Raw genomic sequence first — 21,026 nt, forward strand, 5'->3', positions numbered from 1 at the left:
CCGCGTCCGGCGTGCCGGCGCGCAGCGCTTCCGGTGCGCGACCGATGGCCTCGCCGGCGACATGCCAGTCGGCGGCGGCACGCTGCATGGGATCGCAGGTCGGTCCGACTGGCACCAGCGTAGCGCGGGTTCCCTTAAGAAAGAATTAAGGCCGGCAAGGCAACGGCGAAGCGGCATCTGCGCCGCGGTGAAGGGCCTGTCCTTAATGCAGCCTTAAGTATGCGGCTGCTAGCATGCCCCGCATCGATCACCAGCATCCTCCTGAGGCAATATTCATGCGCGCACCGGAATCCAGCGGTGAGGCTGCAGCGGCAGCCGGCGGACTCGATCCGGAGGACTGGGCGGCCTGCCGGCGCCAGGGCCACAGGATGCTCGACGACATGTTCGACTATCTGCAGACCATCCGCGAGCGGCCGGTCTGGCAGCCGGCTCCGCCGGCGGTCCGGCAGCGCTTCACCGAAGCGCTGCCAGGGCGGCCGAGTTCGCTCGAAGCCGTGCACGATGATTTCATGCGGGACATCCTGCCCTACACCGTGGGCAATGCGCATCCCGGTTTCATGGGCTGGGTGCACGGCGGCGGCACGGTGGCCGGCATGCTGGCCGAAATGCTGGCGGGCGGGCTCAACGCCAACCTGGGCGGGCGCGACCATATCCCCATCGAGGTGGAACGCCAGGTGCTGCGCTGGGTGATCGAACTGTTCGATTTTCCGCAGGATGCCAGCGGCCTGTTCCTGACCGGCTCCTCGATGGCCAACATGATCGGCGTGCTGGTGGCGCGCACGCGCGCGCTCGGCACGACGGTGCGCGCGCAAGGCACGGCGCGCATGCGGGCCGTGCCGGTGGCCTATGCCTCGACGCTGGCGCATGGCTGCATCGCCCAGGCAATGGACCTGGCGGGACTGGGGCGCGAGCAACTGCGCCCGATTGCCGTCGACGCGCAGGGCCGCATGCGGCTCGACGAACTGCGCGCGCGCATCGCCCAGGACCGCGCCCGCGGCTTCCAGCCTTTCCTGGTGGTGGGCACCGCCGGCACGGTGGATACCGGGGCCATCGACGACCTGGCCGGGCTCGCGCGCATCGCCGCGGGCGAGCGGCTGCACTTCCACGTCGACGGCGCGTTCGGCGCGCTGGCCATGCTGTCCCCCGAACTGGCCCCGCGCCTGGACGGCATCGCGCAGGCGGACTCGATCGCGTTCGATTTCCACAAATGGCTGCAGGTGCCCTACGACGCGGGCTTCGTCCTGGTGCGGGACCGGCAATTGCACCTGGACACCTTCTCCACGCAGCACGGCACCTACCTGAGCCGTGCCGGGCGGGGGCTGGCCGCCGGCTCGCCGTGGCCGAGCGACTTCGGGCCGGACCTGTCGCGCGGCTTTCGCGCGCTGAAGACCTGGTTCACCATCAAGGTTCACGGGACCCAGCGCCTGGGCGAGATGATCGCCGCCAGCTGCACGCTGGCCCGCGTGCTGGCCGCGCGCATCGGCGGCAATCCGGCGCTGGAGCTGCTGGCGCCGGTCGCGCTCAACATCGTCTGCTTCCGCTATGTCGGCCACGGCGACGGCCGCGTCGATGCCGGCCGCGTCGATGCCCTCAATCGGGCGCTGGTGGTGGCGGTGCAGGAGTCCGGCGTTGCCGCGCCCTCCGCCACGGTGCTTGGCGGGCAGGCCGCCATCCGTGTCGCGCTGTTCAACCATCGCACGCGCGAGCAGGACATCGACGCCTTGCTGCGGGCGGTGCTTGCCTCCGGCGCGTCTCTTCAATCCGACGGCGGCATCGTCTGACCCATTGCGCGCCGCCCGTGCGGCAGGCTCGCCCAACCCAGGCTTCACCATGACAAGAACCACGTCCGCCGCGCCCACCGCGCATGCCTTCGTCGGCCTGCGCGAACTGCTGCGCATGGCCCACCAGGGCGAAGACCTCCGGCCGCTGGCCGAGCAGCTGATCGAACATCTGGCCGCGAACCCGTCGGACGCCTATGCGCTGATGGACCTGTCGCTGATCCTGCAGATGACCGGCAAGCGCCCGCTGGCAATGGCGATGCAGGCCGAGGCGCTGCAGGTCCGCCGGCTTTTCCAGGCGCCGGCCGCGCCCGGCGTCAGGCCGCGGCTGCGCTTGCTGGCGCTGATGGTGCCCGGCGACCTGATGGCCAATGCGCCGCTGGAATGCCTGCTGCATGGCTCCGACATCGCGCTCGACATGCTCTACCTGCCCCCCGACCAGCCCTTGCCCGACGCCTTGCCCGACCATGACGTGCTGATCGTCGCGGCGGGCGAATCCGACCGGACCCGGGCGCTGCTGGACGCCCTGCGGGAAGCGCTGGCCGGCTGGCCGCGGCCCGTGCTCAACGCCCCCGAGCGCGTGCTGCAGTTGTCGCGCGACCGCGCCGCGCAGCTATTGTCGCCGCTGCCGGGCGTCAGCATGCCGCCGACGCGGCGGGCGCCGCGAGACGTGCTCGGCGCGATTGCGCGCGGCGAAGCCGAAGTCGCCGCGCATCTCGGCACCGGCGGCTTTCCCATCCTGGTCAGGCCACTCGATTCGCATGCGGGGCGGGACCTGGCCAAGCTCGATACGCCGGCCGCGCTGGCCGCCTACCTGTCGGCGCACGACGACGAGGAATTCTTCATCTCCTGCTTCGTCGACTATCGCAATGCCGACGGGCTGTTCCGCAAATATCGCGTGGTGATGCTGGAGGGGCGCACCTACGTGTGCCACGTCGGCATCTCGGATCACTGGATGATCCACTACCTGAACGCCGGCATGACCGACAGCGCCGACAAGCGCGCCGAAGAAGCCGACATCATGCAGCGGTTCGACGAGACGTTCGCGGTTCGCCACCGCGATGCGCTGGAGCGCATCCAGGCCTGCCTGGGGCTGGACTACTTCGGGCTGGATTGCGCCGAGACGCCCGGCGGCGACCTGCTGATATTCGAGGCGGACACCTGCATGGTCGTGCACGACCTCGATCCCGCCGACGTGTTTCCCTACAAGCAGCCGCAGATGCGCAAGGTATTCGCCGCCTTCCGCACGCTGTTGCTGAATGCGGCCACGGATTCGCAGAGGGCGCGTGGCGCGGGCGACGATGCGCGCGAGTCCATACCGGGCGGCGCGCCGGCACGGTAGGCCTATTCCTCGGCGCGGGCAGCGGGATCGGGCTTGTTGCCGATGCCTCCTGGAAGATGCAGACAGAGGACACGGAGCGCGCGGAAATCCCGCTCGCAATGGCGGGGTTTTCTGCTATACTCCGCGCTCCTTTGCGCCTGGGACTCAAGTCGCCGAGGCCCGCGGACAGTCGATCCGCGGCCCGTCGGTCCGCGTCCCGGCCGGGTGTCAAAGACGCGGGAGTAGCTCAGTTGGTAGAGCGCAACCTTGCCAAGGTTGAGGTCGCGAGTTCGAGACTCGTCTCCCGCTCCAGCACGACAGCAGCAGCATCGCCCATGTGGCTCAGTGGTAGAGCACTCCCTTGGTAAGGGAGAGGTCGGCAGTTCGATCCTGCCCATGGGCACCACTTCCCCTTCGGTTTTTCCCATCGCCTGCCGCCGCATGATGCGGCGCACGTTCCCGTTGCTGTGGCATTCGCCCGGCCCGTCGCCGGGCAGCTCCTTGTCAGCACTTCCCGGAAGACCCCGTCAATCGCAGATGATCGCGGTGATGAACGGCGCCGCGTGCTCGGCCCGCGCCTTGCTGCCCGAGGTGGCCAGCGTCTTGGTGATGGCTTCGGTGCTGCCGACCACGGCGACGCCGTGGAGCGGCTTGTCCAGCGGCGTGCCCTTGCCGGCTTTGAACAGCGCGTCGCCGGGCTGGTAGCCGAACACGGCGAACACGCTGCGGCCGAGCACGGTCATGCCGGCGTCGCTCTTGGGCCAGAAGGCGTTGACCGAGTTGTCTTCCACCCGCATGGGGCTGGTCTCGATCAGGCGCTGCTGCTGCAGGCCGGCGATGAACTGGTGGGCGGATTCGCCGCAGGCCAGCAGGGAGTCGAACGAGGCGGCGCTGCCCAGTGCCGGCATGGCGGCCAGCAGCGCCGCGAATAGCGGATGTCTCATGATGGCCATTACTTTACCTCGCCTTGCGCGATGGCGTCCGCGCCGGCGGCCGGCCCCGGGCATCGCGTGGTCTTGGGGGGCGGTCAGGCGGATGGTGCGGCCGGCCCAGGCGGCTACCGCACACAACCCGGGGCACGCGGCCGGCGTCGGCCGATGCGAACCGCCGGACCTCGGTAGAATCGATCCACCTCACAAGCGCGGCGGCCCCGGTGCCGGACCGCCCGCGGCATCCAAGGAGCCAGACAAGATGAGCAGCGAGAAAACCGCCGCCCCGGCCAGCCCCGCGCCCTCCGCCCCGGCGGACGGCAGGCCCGTCCTCGAATACCCCTGCGGCGACGCGCCCGCGCCCGGCACCGTGCGCGAGATCGTGCCGGGCCTGCTGTGGCTCCGCATGCCGATGCCGTTCGCGCTGAGCCACATCAACCTGTGGGCGGTGCGCGACGGCGGCGGCTGGGCGGCTTTCGACGCGGGCCTGCAGACCAGCGAGACCACCACCGCCTGGCGCGATCTGTTCGCCGGCGGCGGCGCGCTGGCCGACGGGCTGACCCGGCTGTTCGTCACCCACATGCACCCGGACCATATCGGCATGGCCGGCTGGCTGACCCGCAAGTTCGGCTGCCGGCTGTGGATGACGCGGCTGGAATACCTGAACTGCCGCGTGCTGGCGGCGGACACCGGGCGCGAGGCGCCGGAAGACGGCGTGCGCTTCTACCGCCGCGCGGGCTGGGACGACAACGCCATCGAGGCCTACCGCGCGCGCTTCGGCGGCTTCGGCAAGTTCGTGCACGCGCTGCCGGACAGCTACCGCCGCCTGCGCGACGGCGAGCTGCTGCAGATCGGCGCGCATCAATGGCGCGTGGTGGTAGGCAACGGCCATTCGCCGGAGCATGCCTGCTTCTACAGCGAGGCGCTGAAGATCCTCATCAGCGGCGACCAGATCCTGCCGCGCATCTCGTCCAACGTGTCGGTGTTCCCGACCGAGCCCGATGCCGACCCGATGGGCGACTGGCTGGCCTCGCTGGCCAAGCTGCGGCGCGAGGTGCCGGACGACGTGCTGGTGCTGCCGGCCCACAACGAGCCGTTCCGCGGCCTGCATGCGCGCATCGGCCACCTGGAGCGCAGCCAGCACGCGGCGCTGGACCGGCTGCGCCAGGCGCTGGGCGCGCCGAAGCGGGCGGTGGATGTGTTCGGCGAGCTGTTCTCGCGGCCCATCGGCGCCGAGCCGGGGCTGCTGGGCATGGCCACCGGCGAGAGCATCGCGCACCTGAACTACCTGCTGCACCGGGGCGAAACCGTCATGGAGACGGACGACGACGGCATCGCCTGGTATCGCGCCGCCTGACGCGGCCCGCCGCTACCAGACCGGCGCCGTGGGCAGGTGCCAGTCGTTCCAGACCGCCAGCAGCCGCAGCACGAAGCAGGCTCCGCCGCCGGCCACCGCGGCCGCCACCGGCGGCAGGCCGAGCGCGCGCGTGCTCACCGCCACCGTCGCGCCGAGCCAGGCCGCGGTGGCGTAGATGTCCGCGTGCAGCACCACGGGCACCCGCGCCAGCAGCATGTCGCGCACCACGCCGCCGCCCACGCCGGTGACGGCGCCCATCAGGGTGGCGATGAACGGGCGCACGCCGTAGAGGCGGGCCTTCTGCGCGCCGGCCACGGCGAACAGCGACAGGCCGGCCGCGTCCAGCATCGTCGGCAGCATGCCGGCGAAATCGCGCGCGGCGGAGTGGAAGACGAAGGCCGCCGCCCCGGTCAGCATGGCCAGCGCCGGATAGCGCCAGTCGCGGATCGCGTTGGGCGGGGCCGCGCCGATCAGCAGGTCGCGGATGATGCCGCCGCCCACCGCGGTGATCAGCGACACCACCATCACGCCGAGCAGGTCCAGTCCGTGCTGCATTCCGGTGATCGCGCCTTCCAGCGCAAATACGGCAGTCCCGGCCAGGTCGGCTGCCAGTACGACGACTTCGGCTTTTGTTCTCATTGAGGGCGTTTGGCTAAGTTTGCGCCCAGAGCATACTGGCCGGCGCGCCGGCGCGCCAGTGCATGAGTGTGGCGCGGCCGCAATTCCCGGAGACAGGGGCGCCGCGCCGCGCGCGGGGCCGGGTACTGGTGGCCGGCTAGCGCAGCCCCAGCGCCCAGTCCACCGCCGCATCGAACAGCTGGCGGCCCGGCGCGGCGAGGTTGGCGAAGGTGTCGTTGCCGAGGAAGAACATCACGCGCCGCGCGGGCGCCAGCGCTTCGTAGTCCATCGTGGCGCCTTTCTCGTAGGCGAAGATGGCGGCCTTGTCGGGCTGGCCGTACAGCGTGGCGATGATGCTGGCGCCCAGGCCGGGCTTGCCCCAGCTCATGGCGGCCTGCCGCTCGTAGACGTTGGCCACGCCGGCGGGCAGCCCGGCCGAGAGCGGATGGGGCGCGTTGACCAGCCACAGGTAGCGTTCCTTGGGCGCTTCGCCGAAATCGGTGTCGTGCCGCTTGCCGGTCATGGCGAGGTCGTCGAGCAGGTCGTTCTCCCAGGTCAGCAGCGGCCGGGGCAGCGCGCGCCAGCCGGCGGCGACGTTCTTGGCGGCGATGGTGGACGACATCACCACGAGGTCGGCGCCGAGCGCGGCGTCGGCGGGCTGGTCCTGCGCCAGCAGGCTGACCGCGTAGCCGCGCGCTTCCAGGTGCGCCTTGATCTTGAGGTCCACCGCCAGGTCCGGGCCGCCGGCCTGGACGACCAGCGCGATCTTCCGGCCGTGTCCCGCCGGCTCGGCGGCGTGCGCGCCGCCGATCATGCTGCCGGCAAGCAGCAGCAGGCCGGCAAGGCGCGCGGCGAACGCGCGGCGGCGCGGGTTTGCGGCAACGCCGTGGCGCGGCGCGCGGCTGGCGCCTCGCTGGAGGTCGTGCGTGTTCATGGGTTTCCTCGTTCCTCAGAATTCCAGCGTGGTCAGCAGGGAGACCTGGCGCGCGTCGCCGATCGCCACGAAGTAACGGTTGGCGCTGGACGGGTAGTAGGTGCGGTTGAACAGGTTCTTGACGTTGAGCTGGAAGCGCAGCTTCTGCGTGGCGCCGACCTTGGTCTCGTAGGTGGCGAAGGCGTCGGCCACCACGTAGGCGGGCAGCGCGAAGCTGTTGGCCGAGTCGCCCGGGCGCCGGCCCACGTAGCGCCCGGCCGCGCCCAGGCGCAGCCGGTCGGCGCCGAAGATCTGGCCGAAGTCGTAGACCGCCGCCAGCGAGCCGGTCTGCTGCGCGACGTTCCACAGCCGCATGCCGGCGTAGAGCGGGTCCTCGGTGGTCTTGGCGTCGATGAACGCATAGCTGCCGATCACGCTCCAGCGGTTGCCGATCTGGCCCGCCACGTCCAGCTCGATGCCGCGCGAGCGCGCCCGGCCGGAGGTGCGCCAGTCGGTCAGCTTGGTGGCGTCGTTGTACTGGGACACCAGCACGTTCTTCTTGTCGATGTTGAAGAACGCGAGGTTGGCGGTCAGCCCGCCGGTGAAGTCCAGCTTGGTGCCGAGCTCCCACGATTTCGCTTCTTCCGGCAGCACCGAGGAGTCGATCACCACGCCCGTGCTCAGCGGCGCGATGGTGGAGGTCGGCTTGAGCGACTGCGTGTAGCTGCCGTACAGCGAGACCGCCTCGGACCACTTGTAGACCAGGCCCGCGCGCGGCAGCCACTTGTTGCCGTCGAGGTCGGTGTTGGTCACGAACGGCCGCCCGCGCCCGGCCACCTGGCTGTACGACAGGAAGCGCACGCCGCCGACCAGGATCCACTTGTCGGTCAGGTGCAGGCTGTCCTGCAGGAACACTGAGGTGTCGTGCAGGGTGTCGGTCTGGTCGCTGTCGCTGGGCGACACGGTGCTCGACGCCGGCTCCAGCCCGTAGACGGGGTTGAGGTAGCTGAACTTCGACGTGGTGGCCTGGCGCAGCAGGTCGGCGCGGTAGATGCGCCGGTATTCGCTGTCCACGCCGACCTGCAGGTCGTTGCGCATGCCGGCCACCTGGAAGCGGCCGTCGAGGTAGCCGATGGCGTAGCTGTCGGTGCTCAGCGCGCCGTGGGTGGCGTCGTTGCTGCGCGTGAGGATGCCGGTGGTGGTGTTGACGCCGGCCACGCGCAGCTGGCCCGCGTCGTAGGTCTCGCGGTTGTAGCTGTAGCCGAAGTGTCCTTTCCAGTCGGCGTTGAACTGGTGGTCCGCCACCAGCTGGATCAGGTGGGACTGGCCGTCCATGCTGTTGACGGGCTCGTCCAGGCGGCGCCGGCTGGGAATCGCCAGCGGCTCGTTGGTGCGCGGGTCGAGCGCGGTGCCGCGGTCGAACGGATAGAGGAACTTGCGGTATTCGTAGGACAGCACCACCTGCGTGTCCTTGCCGTACCAGGCCAGCGACGGCGCCACCAGCGTCTCGCGGTGCTCGCCGAAGTTGCGCCAGTACTGCTCGTCCACCTGGTCCACCACGAGGCGGTAGGCCAGGCCGGAAGTGCCGATCGGGCCGGTGGTGTCGAGCGTGCCGCCGGCGCCGTTCTTGCCGTGGCCGTAGGTGGTGCCGAGCACGGAGATGGCGTTGTACTGCTGCAGCATGGGCCGCTTGCTGACGATGTCGATGACGCCGCCGGGGTCCATGATGCCGTACAGCAGCGAGGACGGGCCCTTGAGCACTTCCACGTTGTCGGCCGCCGCGTTGAGCCCGCGGCCCTGGATCAGCGGCATGCCGTTGTGCATCACCGAGCCGTCGCGGTTGCCGCCGAAGCCGCGCTTGAGGATGGTGTCCTGGGTGCCGGCCAGCGTGTTGCCCTGGGTGATGCCGCTGATGTTGCCGAGCGCGTCGTCGAGGTTGCGCGGGCGCTGGTCGCGCAGCACCTGCGCCGGCACGATGTTGACCACCTGCGGGATGTCGAGCAGCGGCGTGTCCGAGCGCGTGACGACCGCGTTGGGCGGCGGGCGGTAGCTTTCCTCGCGCGCGGCGTCGGCCTGCACCACCACGGGCGGCAGCGCCGCCTCGCCCGGCGCCAGCGGCGGCACGGCGGCGGCCGGCTCGACGCGCCGGACCAGCGCGTAGCCGCCGTAGCCCTGCGCCACCGCGGCCAGGCCGGTGCCCTGGAGCAGCGCGCCCAGCGCTTCCGGCACGCCGTATTGCCCGCGCAGCCCCTTGCTTTGCAGGCCGGCGGCGATCTCCGGCGGGAACGACAGCAGGATGCCGGCTTCGCGGCCGAAGCGGTTGAGCGCGCCTTCCAGCGGGCCGGCCGGGATGTCGTAGGCCCTGGCCGGCGAAGGCTGCGACGCGGGCGCGTCGGCGGCGGTGGCGGCGCCGGGCGCGAGCGCCGCCACGCCCAGCCCCAGCGCCGCCACGGCATGGCCCAGCGCCGCCACCAGCGGGCGGCGCGCGGTGCGCAGCCGGCGCGGGGCGGGGCCGTGCGGCGTGGCTGGAGAGCCCTCGTTGGCGCGGAGGGCGCGTGCGGCGATGCGGTGATGTTCCATGATCGGTGACTCGGAGGAGGTTCGGAGATGTGGTGCGCTTATCTCCTATGTCCCGCGAGAATCGGAAACAGACCACCTCGGGCGCAAAAAAATCGCAGGCGGCTTTCGTGCGTGCCGGCTGGCCGCGGCCGGCGGCGGACTAGCCGGCCGGCTGCACTGTCACCCAGTAGCGGGTCAGGAAGTGGATCTGCACCGGCAGCGTGGTCCGCAGCGCATCGAGGATGCGGTCGGTATCGGCCAGTGGGAAGGTGCCGGACACCTGCAGCGCGGCGATCGCCGGATCGCAGCGCAGGCGGCCAGGGCGGTGGCGGCTGACTTCGGCGAGGAACCCGTCGAGGCGCATCCGGGTCGCGACCAGCATGTCGTCGACCCAGGCCGCGTCCGTCTCGCTGGCCGCGCCGATGTAGCCGATGGCGGTGCGCGTGAAGCGGGCCTGCTCGCCCGCGCGCAGCGTGCGCGCCAGTCCGTGGCCGTCGCGCGGGCGCACGTCGACCGCGCCCGCGAACACGCCGACCTGGCTTGCGTCCGGCAGGCGCCGCGCGGTGAAGCGCGTGCCGAGCGGCCGCAGCTCGCCCTGCTCGGTTTCCACCACGAAGGGCCGCGGCGCGGCGCCGTCCTTGCCGGTCACGATCATGATCTCGCCGCCGACCAGCCGCACCCGGCGCTCGGCGGCGGTAAAGCGCACGTCGATGGCGCTGTCCGTGTTGAGCGACACCACGGTGCCGTCGGCCAGCATGAGGCTGCGCCGCTCGCCGACCGCGGTGCGCTCGTCGGCCAGCCACTCGCGCCAGGGCGCGCGTTCTTCCGCGGTCCAGGCGATGCCGCCGGCGAACAGCAGCAGGGCCAGCGTCTTGACCGCCTGGCGGCGGCCGGCCGAGCGCGGCGGCAGCAGCGCCGCGCGCGCGACGGCGGCGGCCCCGGGCGAGGCGAACTGCCGCAACTGCGCGTTGACCGCTTCGATGCGCGCCCAGGCGCGGGCGTGGTCCGGGTGCGCCGCGCGCCAGCGTTCCCAGGCCTGCCGCGTGGCCGGCGAGGTGTCCTTTTCCTGCAGCAGGAGCAGCCATTCGACCGCGCGCGCGGCCACTTCGGGCGGGATGCCGGGTACCGTTTCCGCGCTCATGAATGCTTACTCCGGCGCGACGGCGAAATAGCACTGCGTGGCGGCACGCACGAGATAGCGCTTGACCGTGGTGACGGACACGCGCAGCTGCGCGGCGATGTCCGCCTGCTCCATGCCGTCCAGTTGCGACAGCAGGAACGCGCGCTTGACCGCCGTCGGCAGGCCCGACAGTAGGCGGTCGATCTCGAACAGGGTTTCCAGCAGCATGGCGCGCTCCTCGGGCGAGGCCGCCATCGGCTCCGGCATGTGCGCGAGCGCATCGAGGTAGGCGTGCTCGAGCTGCTCGCGCCGGCGGTGGTTGGACAGGACGCGCTGCGCGACGGTGGTGAGAAACGCGCGCGGCTCCTCGATGCCGAGCGTGTCCTCGCGCGCCAGCAGGCGCAGGAAGGTGTCGTGGGCGAGGTCGGCCGCGCGATGCGTGCAGCCGAGCTTGCCGCGCAGCCAACGGCACAGCCAACCGTGATGGTCGGTGTAGAGCGCAAGCAATTCGCGCTGTGGTGCGGATTCCGCGGCCGGCATGGCAGTCCTTCCCGATCATACGGTGCGCAGCACCGGTCATGGCCAAAAAATGAGAACGATTCTCATTATATCAAAGCCGGAGACCGGGCGGTTGCGCGGACGCGCGTGTCGGGGATTGCCGCAACATCGCCGGGGCGCGGCGACCGCCGCAAGCGAGGCAAGCCGGGCGGGTGGGGCGGGCGATCAGTCGTGAGCCTGTAAATTCACTTCCGCCTGAATAAAGATAATAACCGGCGTATTTTTCAGCGCATCTTTTGACCAAGGTCAATACACGCAAGCTAAATGATAAATCATCCTCCATTAAGGAAAAATTAAGGCCGGACCAGAGTAATCCGATGCCGCTCGGCATTACGGATGTCTTGATCCGGGAAAACACCTGTTGGCGATAAGAAAAATGACGGAGAAACCTCTCGCGGGATACGCGGGAGCGGCAGGGAATCAACGAAGACTGGCTTGAACAAAGGGATTGCGGGATGCTGGTAGAACCGGCAGGACGACGCACAAGTTTCTTTGTTATTAAGAAGATGCATTTGAAGTCAGGCCAGATTGATTCAAGACAAGGGCCACGAAATTAATCGGTGCGGTATCGGCTGACGCGCCGCCACAACACATTTACCTGAGCGCCTCAGATATATGTGGGGACCCCCCTGTTCATTCCTGAAAGTCCGCTTCTATAATCCGATAAACACGAATCATTCTGATTCGTAAATTTCATACCTAACGATCCATCCATCCATCTCGGCAGCGTCTCGCACGCCACAAGACAATGACTATCAAAGAGGGCCCTGAGCGGCGTCATCGGAGGGGAGGGCGGCGCGGCCTGTTGGCCGCGGTCCTGCTTGGCATGTGGCTGGCGGGCTGCGGTGGAGGCGGCGACGACGGCTCGTCCGGCAACAGCGCCGCCACGGCGCCGGTTGCCGGTTCGCTGTCGGCGATGGCGCGGGTCGGGGAAAAGATCTTCTCCGACACCGCGCTGTCGGCCTCGGGCCGGCAGTCGTGCGCGACGTGCCACGTGGCAAGCCGGGGCTACGCCGCCGACGACGGCCTCGCGGTGCCGCTGGGCGGCCCGAACATGGACCTGCCGGGCCTGCGCAACGCGCCTTCGCTGACCTACATGCAGTTCACGCCGGCTTTCAGCTTCCAGCCCGACGGCACGCCGGTGGGCGGCTTCTTCCGCGATGGGCGCGCGGCGTCGATCGCCGACCAGGCAGAGCAGCCGTTCATCACGCCGTTCGAGATGGCCAACGCCTCGGCGGACGAGGTGCTGGCGCGGCTGCTGACGCGGCCCTACATCAGCGATTTCAAGGCGGTATTTGGCGGGAGCTCGGTGACGGACGCGACCACGGCCCTGCACAACATCGGCCAGGCGCTGGCGCAGTACCAGAAGGAAGATCCGTCGTTCCACCGCTTCTCCAGCAAGTACGACGCCTACCTGAGCGGCACGGCCCAGCTCACGCCGCAGGAGCTCAACGGGCTGGCGCTGTTCAACAACCCGGCCAAGGGCAACTGCACGGCCTGCCACGTGTCCACGCCGACCGCCACCACGCCGGCGCTGTTCACCGACTTCACCTACGACAACGTCGGCATTCCGCGCAACTGGAAGATCGCGGCCAACGTCGACGGCAACACGCTTGGCTACGTGCCGCGGAACGGCGCGGCGCTCGGCGATCCCGGCCACGACTACTACGACCTGGGCCTGTGCGGGCCGCTGCGCGCGGAGTTCGCCGGCCGCACCAGCTTGTGCGGGGCCTTCAAGGTGCCGACGCTGCGCAACATCGCGCTGACCGCGCCGTATTTCCACAACGGCGTGTTCGACACGCTGGAAGAAGCGGTGGCGTGGTACATCACGCGCGACACCGATCCCGCGCGCTGGTACCGCAAGGCCGACGGCACGCCCGACATCCTCTACAACGACCTGCCGGTCGCCTACGCCGGCAACGTCAACGTGTCCGAGGTTCCCTACATTCCCTCGCTGGCGCCGAACCTGAGCGACGGCGAGATCGCCGACCTGGTGCGCTTCCTGTGCACGCTGACCGACGGCTTCGACGCGGCCAATCCGTCCGCCTACCAGCCGCCCGCGCAGTGCCAGTCCACCGCGGCCAGCGTGGCCGCCACGCGCGCCGGCGGCGCGGCCGCGCCCGCCGCCGTCACCAACACCGCAGTCACTGTCGCCAAGAACAGGAAATAGCCCGGAACGAGCCAGGAAAAACAGGGAGGAAATGCAATGAAGAGGACCATGATTGCCGCGGCGGCGCTCGCCGTGGCGGGGACACCTGCGCTTGCCGCGCCGCCGAGCGCCAGTCCGGCGGTGGTGCAGCAACTGGAAAAGAAGATCGACGACATGGCCGGCCAGCTCGATGCGCTCAAGGCCGAGCTCAGGGCCATGAAGGAGCAGAACACCGCGATGGCCACGCAGCAGCAGGCGCAGGCCCGGCAGCAGGCCGACCAGACCGCGCAGGTCGCGCAGCTGCAGGCGTCGCAGGAAACCCTGCAGCAGGCGGCCGCCAAGCCTTCGCCGCTGGACAACCTGAGCCTGTTCGGCTACGGCGAGATCGGCTATTCGCGGCCCAGCCGCAACACCAACGACACGCGCGCCGACCTCGGGCGCGCGGTGTTCGGCTTCGGCTACCGCTTCGACGACAAGACGCGCTTCGCCTCCGAGTTCGAGGTGGAGCACGCCATCGCCTCGTCGTCCGACGCCGGCGAGTTCGAGGTGGAGCAGTTCTACGTCGACCACATGTTCACCGACAAGGTGGGCGTGACCGCCGGCGTGTTCCTGATGCCGGTCGGCCTCATCAACGAGCACCACGAGCCCACCGCCTACTACGGCGTCTACCGCAACTTCATCGAGACCCTGATCATTCCCAGCACGTGGCGCGAGGGCGGCTTCGCGCTGCACGGCAACACCGACATCGGGCTGGACTGGAACGTGGGCCTGACCACCGGCCTGGACCTGTCCAAGTGGAACTTCACGCCCGAGACGCCGCTGTACGGCTCGGCGCTGGAGCTGCAGAACAACGGCTCGGCGCCGTTCCAGGCCACCCACCAGGAAATGTCGCTGGCCAACGCCAAGAACGCCTCGCAGTACCTGTCGCTGAACTACCGCGGCGTGCCGGGGCTGCTGCTGGGCGGCTCGGTCTTCACCGGCAACGCCAATCCGGCCGCGGGCGCGGGCAGCCAGCGCTCGACCCTGTGGGAAACCCACGCGCGCTGGACGCCGGGCAAGTGGGACCTGTCGGCGCTCTACGCGCAGGGCTACATCAGCAACACCGCCAAGGTCAACGCGCAGTTCCCGGGCACCGCCAACCCGATGCCGGCCTCGTTCTACGGCTGGTACCTGCAGGCCGCCTACAGCGTGTGGCAGCATGGCAGCTATCGCGCGGTGCCGTTCGCGCGCTTCGAGCGGTACAACATGGGCGCGCGCTACGAGGGCCTGGCGCCGGGCTTCCCGGCGGTGCCGTCGCAGCCGGTCACGGCCAGCGGCGCGGTGTTCCCCAAGCCTTACGATACGGTCTGGACGGCGGGCCTGAACTTCTACCTGAACCCGAACGTCGTGTTCAAGGTCGATTACCAGCGCTTCCGCGTCAACCGCGACTTCAGCCGCTTCGACCTCGGGCTGGGGATCTATTTCTAGTGTCATGACATGCGGCCGCGACGCGCCGCGGCCGGAGGAAGCTTCGATGCACTACCGCTCTGTTCCCAGCGTCTTGATCTGTGCCGCGGCGGCGGCGTCCGCCGGGCTCGTCACGACCCGCGCCTATGCCGCCGACTACATGAGCGTGGCCGAAAGCCAGAAACTGATGTTCGCCGACGCGACCGAGTTCGCGCCGGTCGTGGTGGCGCTCAATCCGGAGCAGCTCCGGCAGCTCGCGGAGCGCGCCGGCGGGCCGCCGCGCCCGGGCGCGTGGCGCATCTGGCAGGCGCGCCAGGGCGCCAGCGTGCTCGGCTACGTGGTGGCCGACGCGGTGATCGGCAAGTTCGAGCTGATCAACTACGCGGTGGCGCTGAGCCCGGCCGGCGAGATCCGCGACGTGGAGATCCTGGCCTACCGCGAGAGCCACGGCTACGAAGTCCGCAACAAGCCGTGGCGCAGCCAGTTCACCGGCAAGTCCGCGCAGGCGAAGCTGCGCGTCGGCGAGGACATCGACAACATCAGCGGCGCCACGCTGTCGTGCACGCACATCACCGACGGCATCCGGCGCATCGCCGTGATGGCGCAGATGGCGCTGGCGAAAGGCTGACCGCGCCGTGAGCCTAGCCACGCAGACCGCACAGGCCACGCCGGCCGCGCCGTGCCGCCGCGCGCGCCCGCTGCTGGGCACGCTGGTGGAGATACGGGCGAGCGGCCCCGCCGCGGCGCAGGCGGTGCGCGCGGGTTTCGCCGAGGTCGGCAGGATCCACGGCCTGATGAACCGCCATGCCGCCGGCAGCGACATCGGCCGCTTCAACCGGGCGGCGCCGGGCGAGATGCTCGCGGTGGATGCGCACACGCTGGCCGTGCTCGCCGCCGCGGCCCGCCTGCAGGCCGAGAGCGAGGGGGCCTTCGACTGCGTGTTCGACCGCGCGCTCGATGGCGTGCTCGATGGCGTGCTCGATGGCGCGTCCGGCGGCGCGCATGGCCCGGCCTGGGCGATCGAGGGCGCCATGCTGCGCAAGCTGCGGCCGGCGCGCCTCGATCTCGGCGGCATCGCCAAGGGCTACGCGGTGGATTGCGCGGTCCGCGCCATGCTCGGCTTCGACATCGACGACGTGCTGGTCAACGCGGGCGGCGACATGCGCCATGCCGGCCGCGCGCCGGCCGCCGTGGCCTTGCGCGAGCCGGGCGCGCCGGCGCGCGTGGCGTTGCGCTGGCACCTGGACAACGCGGCGCTGGCCGGCTCCAGCGCGGGCGGCCTCGGCCTGTCCGCGGCGCCGCGCATCGCAGACCGGCGCGCGCCGTCGGTGCTGCCGGCGGGCGCCGGCGCCAGCGTGCTGGCGCCTTCGTGCATGCTTGCCGACGCCCTGACCAAGGTGGTATTGGTGTGCGGCGCGCCCGATCATCCGCTGCTGGCGCGCTACGGCGCCCGCGCGCTGCTCTATCGCGACGGCCGCGGCGGCAGCCCCGGCAACTAGCCTATCTAACCCGACCTCGTCCGATGTACCAGCCCCATGTTCCCGCCCGCCGGCGCCGCGCCGCGCGCCTCGGCCCGCACCGGCGTCTGGCCCTGTACGCCACGTTCGCGCTGCTGCTGCTCACCGGCCTGGCGTGGCTGCTGGCGCGCTGGCTCGAACTCGAGCCGGAGACCTTGGCGCCGTGGCAGGCGTGGAGCATGAAGCTGCACGGCGCGGCGGCGATGTACGCCACCTTCCTGCTCGGCATCGTCTGGTCGGCGCATATCCGCATGTGCTGGATCCAGCGGCAGAACCGCCTCGCCGGCGGGCTGTTCGCGGCGGTGGTCGGCTTGCTGGTGGCGACCGGCTTCGGCCTGTACTACTTCAACGGCGAGGCGCTGCGCGGCGCGACCGAATGGCTGCACTGGGGCGGCGGCCTCGCCGTCGGCGCGCTGTTCTGGCTGCACCTGGCGCGAGGGCGCCGGCAGGCCGCCGGCCACGACTGAGGCGGGCGGCTACGCCTGCTTCACGCACGCCGCGCATCTGCCGACCAGCGCGCTGCGCACCAGCGCCGGGCGCAATCCGCGCGCTGCCAGGCGGGCTTCCTGCATCGCCAGCAGCGTGGCGTCGAAGACCTCCTCGAAGCGGCCGCAGGCGGTGCAGAAGAAATGCTCGTGGACCGGCTGGTCCGCCAGTTCGTAGTAGTGGGACAGGGTATGGTCGCCGCCGGGCACCGAGACGCGCCAGAGCAGCCCGCATTCGGTGAGCTCGTAGAGCGCCGCGCGGAACGTGGAGAGCGCCATCCGGTAGGGCGATGCCATCATCAGCCGGCACAGGCCGTCCGCGGTCACGTGGCGGGACGGCGCCTCGCCGAGCACCAGCAGCACCGCGACCCTGCCCGGCGACACCGCGACGCCGCGCGCGGCGAGCGCCTGCGCGGCCTGGCGGCCGGGCTCTCCCCACACGGCTTCGGGCGTGCCGTCCTTCGCGCCGGGGCGCGCGGCGGCGGGCCGGGGAGCGAAGCGGCGATCGGTTCTGGTGGACATCGGCAACCGCGCGGCGCGCTACAGGAAGCGCGCCGCGAAGGGTGGCACGGACAACGGCACGGCCCCGGCGGCGCGGACGATGGCGCCGCACCGGGCTGGTCGGGAAGGCATGGCAAGGCGGAGGCGGGATGCACCAGTCATGAAGCTCGGACTCACGGAGGATGGCCGGCGGGACCGGCCGGTAGGCAGCGTCCGACAGGCCGGCGAGGGCCGCGAACGGAGTCAGAGCAGGCTAATGTGGATCATGCGCAAGCTCAATGCGCGCAGCGGCCGGGAGCGAAAAGGCGGGACATATGCCCCGCCCGTCCGGGCCCTTTGCCGCGCCGCCACGGGCATCGCGGGCGGCGCGGCAGGCCCGCGGGACAAATGTCCCGTGCCGCCGGAAGCGGCTATCCGCGCGGCTGCGGCGGCGGTCCGCGCCCGCGCGGCGGGCCGGCGGGCCGGCTTTTCCCACTAACGAGAATCAGTTACATTTAAAGCCCAGTCGGACCTCGCGCGGATGGTGCCGAGGAGCTTGTCCCAGGAATCTCACTACATGTCACCCAGGCTTTTGCTGTTGCTCGCTTTCTTCCCCGCTTATCAGATATGGGATCTGAGCCAGATCTACCGCAACGTCGGCGTGCACTACCACCTGCTGGCGGAGACGGCCGCGACCATCGCGTTCGTGGCGATCCTGCTGGTCTTCATCCGCGAGCGGCAGCGGGTGGCGCGCGATTTCGCCGAGCTGCGCAACGCGGTGCGGGCCGGCGAGCGCGCCATGATGGAGCGCGACGCCGCCGCCCGGCAGAGCACGCGGCATTTCCTCGATCACATGCAGGAGCAGTTCGATGCCTGGAAGCTGACCCCGGCCGAGAAGGACGTGGCCCTGCTGCTGGTCAAGGGGCTTTCGCTGGAAGAGATCGCCGCGCTGCGCGAGAGCCGCGCCAAGACGGTGCGCCAGCATGCCGCCAACGTCTACGCCAAGGCGCGGCTCGAAGGGCGCCACCAGCTTGCCGCGTACTTCCTCGAGGACCTGATGGCGCCCACGCCCGCCTCCGGGAACTGAGCGCGCCGCGCGGCGCGTCAGCCGCGCGCGTCCTCCGCGGCGATCTCCTGCAGGTCCAGGTCGCGCTCGAGCACTTCCAGCACGTGGTCGTGGATCTGGCCCAGGCGATGCAGGCGCAGCAGTTCCGCGCGCCCCGCGGCGATGGCGGCCAGCACCACGCGGTAGTGCTCGGCGGCCACGCCGGCGCGCGAGGCCGTGTCGGCGCTGTAGCGCGCGGTGATGTCGGCGCGGTAGCGGTATTGCTCCAGCAGGCGCGGGTGGATCAGCGTGCCGCCGGCGTCGTAGGCCAGCGCTTCCACCGCCTTGAACTGGGCGGCCTCCAGGTGTGCCCACGCCTGCGACTCGGTGAGGTGGGCCGGGTTGGTTTCCTCGGCGTCGCCCAGGCGCAGCGCGCGGATCAGCAGGCCGAGCGTGGAGCCCTGCAGCAGCACCGTCACCAGGATCACCGCGAAGGCCGCCGCCAGGATCAGGTCGCGGCCCGGGATCGATTCCGGCACCGACAAGGCGATCGCCAGCGTCACCACGCCGCGCATGCCGGCCCAGGACAGCACGGCCGAGCCGGCCACCGAATGCGGCCGCGCGGCGCGCCCGGCCAGCCGCGCGCAGGCGGCGCGCAGCCAGCCGGTGGCGAAGATCCACACGAAGCGCGACACCACCACCGCGGCGACCACCGCCGCCACCGGCAGCGCCAGCGTGTCGAACGCATGCGCCGCGCCGCCCAGGCGCGCCAGCACGCCGCGCAGCGACAGTCCCATCAGGATGAACACCAGCGCCTCCAGCAGGAACACCATCACCTGCCAGAACGCCGTGCCCTTGGCGCGGATGCGCGCGGACAGCACCTCGTGCTGGCGCCAGCCCATGATCAGGCCGCAGGTCACGGTGGAGATCACGCCGGACACGTGCATCGATTCGCCGACCGTGTAGCTCAGCCACGGCGACAGCAGCGAGGCGGCGATCACGAGGTGGTCCACCCCCAGCGTGCGCTGCAGCGTGACCATCACCGCGCCGATGAAGCCGCCCACCACCACGCCGCCCAGCCCGAGCACGGCGAACGAGGCCGAGGCCTGCCACAGGCTGAAGGCGCCGGTCAGCGCCGCGGCGATGGCGAAGCGGAACAGCACCAGCCCGGCGGCGTCGTTGAGCAGGCTCTCGCCTTCGAGCAGCGCCATCAGCCGGCGCGGCAGGCTCACGCGCTCCAGCACGGCCTTGGCCGCCACCGCGTCGGGCGGCGACACCACCGCGCCGAGCGCGAAGCAGGCCGCCCACGGCAGCGCCGGCAGCAGCCAGTGCGTGACCACGCCCACCGCCAGCGTGGTGAAGGCCACCGCGCCGATGGCCAGCCACAGGATGCCGCCCAGGTTGCGCCTGAAGTCTTCCCACACCGTGAAGTAGGCGCCGTCGAGCAGCAGCGGGGGCAGGAAGATGATGAGGATGAGCTCGGGGTCGAACTCCAGCTGCGGCACGCCCGGCAGGAAGGCGATCGCCATGCCGCCGGCCAGCAGCGCCGCCGCGGGCGGCAGGTGCAGGCGCCGGGCCAGCAGCTCCAGCCCGATGATGACGCCGACCAGTACCAGGATGAACTCGAACGCCGATGCCGTGGACACGATGGGGGTTCCTCGCAAGGTGGCTGCGCCAGCCTGCAATACTACAGGCGCCGGCCCGCGCGATGCAGGCCGCGCCGGCAGGAACCGCCCTCCGGCCGCCGGCTCAGTCCTCGGCGACGAAGCCGGTGGCCTCCACGATCGGCTTCCACGCGGCGCGCTCGACCTGGATGCGGTGGCGCGCGTCCTGCCCCGGCTTCGGCGCGACCTCCAGCCCCAGCGCTTCGAGCTTGGCGGCGGTGGTGGCATTGCCCGAGGCGGCGATGAACATCTTCTCCACCCTGGCCACCACGTCCGGCGGCGTGCCGGCCGGCAGGAAGGCGCCGTACCAGCTGGTGGCGTACTCGTACTGGCCGAAGCCCTGCTCCTTGAGCGTGGGCACCTCGGGCAACGCCTTGGCGCGGTGCGTGCCGCTCACGCCCAGGAACTGGAGCTTGCCGGCCTTGTACAGCGTCATCATGCTGGCCACCGCGTCCCAGCCGATCGAGACGTTGCCGCTGATCACGTCCACCAGCATTGGCGAGGCGCCGCGGTAGGCCGCCGGCGTGATGGCGATGCCGGCCGACTTGCCCAGCGCCACGGTGCCGAGGTGGCCGGCGCTGCCGATGGTGGCCAGGCCCAGGCTGGCGCCGGCCGGATTGCGGCGCGCCCACTCCACGTATTCCTTCATGTTCTTGTACGGCTGCTGCGCGCCGGCGGCCACCACGGTCGGCACGTCGGTCAGCACGGCGGCGGGCACGAGGTCCTTGTCGGCGTCGTAGCCGAGCTTCCTGTACGTGAGCGGGAAGATGGTGAACAGCGGCGACGGCCCGATGAAGACGGTCTTGCCGTCGGGCTTCGCGCGCTTGACGTAGTCCAGCGCCAGCCGCGCCGAGGCGCCCGGGCGGTTTTCCACGATCACCGTGCCTTGCCCGTCCTGGCGCAGCTGCTCGGCATAGAGGCGCGCCAGGCTGTCGGCCGCGCCGCCGGGCGCGTAGCCGACGACGATGCGCATCGGCTCGCCGCCGTCCGCGGCGTGCGCCGGCCGGGGCAGGGCGAGCACGGCGGCGGCGCAGGCCGGCAGCGCCAGGAGGTGGAGCGTGAGTTTGCGGCGGGAGGCTTGGATCAT

Annotated in this window: 18 protein-coding genes and 2 tRNA genes; 11 read left to right on the forward strand and 9 right to left on the reverse strand. The window is 70.7% G+C overall.

Annotated elements, in window-relative coordinates; genetic code table 11:
- Positions 1-275: 275 nt before the first annotated feature.
- The 4 genes from ACWTPI_RS24090 (at position 276) to ACWTPI_RS24105 (ending at position 3,505) form a co-directional block, all read left to right on the forward strand.
- The gene (locus ACWTPI_RS24090; protein WP_454732950.1) at positions 276-1,781 is read left to right on the forward strand and encodes a pyridoxal phosphate-dependent decarboxylase family protein; all 1,506 of its coding nucleotides are present in this window, start codon (positions 276-278) and stop codon (positions 1,779-1,781) included.
- A 49-nt stretch (positions 1,782-1,830) separates the two neighbouring features.
- Positions 1,831-3,120: an ATP-grasp domain-containing protein gene (locus ACWTPI_RS24095; protein WP_454732951.1), complete on the forward strand. Its 1,290-nt coding sequence runs from the start codon at positions 1,831-1,833 to the stop codon at positions 3,118-3,120.
- Between the two features lie 215 nt (positions 3,121-3,335).
- Positions 3,336-3,411: transfer RNA gene (locus tag ACWTPI_RS24100), tRNA-Gly, on the forward strand.
- A 19-nt stretch (positions 3,412-3,430) separates the two neighbouring features.
- Positions 3,431-3,505, forward strand: a tRNA-Thr gene (locus tag ACWTPI_RS24105).
- A 121-nt stretch (positions 3,506-3,626) separates the two neighbouring features.
- Here ACWTPI_RS24105 and ACWTPI_RS24110 read toward each other — a convergent pair.
- Positions 3,627-4,043 (reverse strand): hypothetical protein, encoded by a 417-nt coding sequence (locus ACWTPI_RS24110; RefSeq protein WP_029044110.1) that lies wholly within the window; start codon positions 4,041-4,043, stop codon positions 3,627-3,629.
- Between the two features lie 247 nt (positions 4,044-4,290).
- Here ACWTPI_RS24110 and ACWTPI_RS24115 point away from each other — a divergent pair, with 247 nt between their 5' ends.
- Positions 4,291-5,385: an MBL fold metallo-hydrolase gene (locus ACWTPI_RS24115; protein ID WP_454732952.1), complete on the forward strand. Its 1,095-nt coding sequence runs from the start codon at positions 4,291-4,293 to the stop codon at positions 5,383-5,385.
- 12 nt (positions 5,386-5,397) lie between these two features.
- Here ACWTPI_RS24115 and ACWTPI_RS24120 read toward each other — a convergent pair whose 3' ends face one another.
- The 5 genes from ACWTPI_RS24120 to ACWTPI_RS24140 all read right to left on the reverse strand — a co-directional run bounded on the left by ACWTPI_RS24120 (position 5,398) and on the right by ACWTPI_RS24140 (position 11,135).
- The gene (locus ACWTPI_RS24120; protein ID WP_029044109.1) at positions 5,398-6,024 is read right to left on the reverse strand and encodes a trimeric intracellular cation channel family protein; all 627 of its coding nucleotides are present in this window, start codon (positions 6,022-6,024) and stop codon (positions 5,398-5,400) included.
- 136 nt (positions 6,025-6,160) lie between these two features.
- Entirely contained in the window at positions 6,161-6,937 is a 777-nt protein-coding gene (locus ACWTPI_RS24125) for a hypothetical protein (protein ID WP_454732953.1), read from the reverse strand.
- A 15-nt stretch (positions 6,938-6,952) separates the two neighbouring features.
- Entirely contained in the window at positions 6,953-9,496 is a 2,544-nt protein-coding gene (locus tag ACWTPI_RS24130) for a TonB-dependent siderophore receptor (RefSeq protein WP_454732954.1), read from the reverse strand.
- Positions 9,497-9,635: 139 nt separating this feature from the next.
- The gene (locus tag ACWTPI_RS24135; RefSeq protein ID WP_454732955.1) at positions 9,636-10,616 is read right to left on the reverse strand and encodes a FecR domain-containing protein; all 981 of its coding nucleotides are present in this window, start codon (positions 10,614-10,616) and stop codon (positions 9,636-9,638) included.
- 6 nt (positions 10,617-10,622) lie between these two features.
- Entirely contained in the window at positions 10,623-11,135 is a 513-nt protein-coding gene (locus tag ACWTPI_RS24140) for a sigma-70 family RNA polymerase sigma factor (RefSeq protein ID WP_020205328.1), read from the reverse strand.
- An 823-nt stretch (positions 11,136-11,958) separates the two neighbouring features.
- Here ACWTPI_RS24140 and ACWTPI_RS24145 point away from each other — a divergent pair.
- The 5 genes from ACWTPI_RS24145 to ACWTPI_RS24165 are packed head-to-tail and all read left to right on the forward strand — an operon-like array spanning position 11,959 to position 16,732.
- Positions 11,959-13,323: a cytochrome-c peroxidase gene (locus tag ACWTPI_RS24145; protein ID WP_454732956.1), complete on the forward strand. Its 1,365-nt coding sequence runs from the start codon at positions 11,959-11,961 to the stop codon at positions 13,321-13,323.
- Positions 13,324-13,359: 36 nt separating this feature from the next.
- Positions 13,360-14,769 carry a porin gene (locus tag ACWTPI_RS24150; RefSeq protein ID WP_020423913.1) on the forward strand — a complete coding sequence of 470 codons (1,410 nt, stop codon included), beginning with the start codon at positions 13,360-13,362 and terminating at the stop codon, positions 14,767-14,769.
- 46 nt (positions 14,770-14,815) lie between these two features.
- A complete protein-coding gene (locus ACWTPI_RS24155; RefSeq protein ID WP_029044107.1) occupies positions 14,816-15,376 on the forward strand; it encodes an FMN-binding protein in 561 nt (186 codons plus the stop codon).
- Positions 15,377-15,383: 7 nt separating this feature from the next.
- Positions 15,384-16,247, forward strand: a complete 864-nt coding sequence (locus ACWTPI_RS24160) for an FAD:protein FMN transferase (protein WP_454732957.1) — start codon at positions 15,384-15,386, stop codon at positions 16,245-16,247.
- 23 nt (positions 16,248-16,270) lie between these two features.
- Positions 16,271-16,732 carry a hypothetical protein gene (locus ACWTPI_RS24165; RefSeq protein WP_059415295.1) on the forward strand — a complete coding sequence of 154 codons (462 nt, stop codon included), beginning with the start codon at positions 16,271-16,273 and terminating at the stop codon, positions 16,730-16,732.
- A gap of 9 nt (positions 16,733-16,741) precedes the next feature.
- Here ACWTPI_RS24165 and ACWTPI_RS24170 read toward each other — a convergent pair whose 3' ends face one another.
- Positions 16,742-17,272: a Fur family transcriptional regulator gene (locus ACWTPI_RS24170; RefSeq protein ID WP_020205322.1), complete on the reverse strand. Its 531-nt coding sequence runs from the start codon at positions 17,270-17,272 to the stop codon at positions 16,742-16,744.
- 535 nt (positions 17,273-17,807) lie between these two features.
- On the opposite strand from ACWTPI_RS24170, the gene ACWTPI_RS24175 reads away from it, so the two are divergent.
- The gene (locus tag ACWTPI_RS24175) at positions 17,808-18,317 is read left to right on the forward strand and encodes a helix-turn-helix transcriptional regulator (protein WP_043367104.1); all 510 of its coding nucleotides are present in this window, start codon (positions 17,808-17,810) and stop codon (positions 18,315-18,317) included.
- A gap of 17 nt (positions 18,318-18,334) precedes the next feature.
- Here ACWTPI_RS24175 and ACWTPI_RS24180 read toward each other — a convergent pair whose 3' ends face one another.
- On the reverse strand, positions 18,335-19,921 hold the full coding sequence (locus ACWTPI_RS24180) for a Na+/H+ antiporter (RefSeq protein ID WP_454732958.1): 1,587 nt from the start codon (positions 19,919-19,921) through the stop codon (positions 18,335-18,337).
- 103 nt (positions 19,922-20,024) lie between these two features.
- Positions 20,025-21,026 (reverse strand): tripartite tricarboxylate transporter substrate-binding protein, encoded by a 1,002-nt coding sequence (locus ACWTPI_RS24185; RefSeq protein ID WP_454732959.1) that lies wholly within the window; start codon positions 21,024-21,026, stop codon positions 20,025-20,027.

It is taken from the genome of Cupriavidus ulmosensis, from assembly GCF_977008105.1.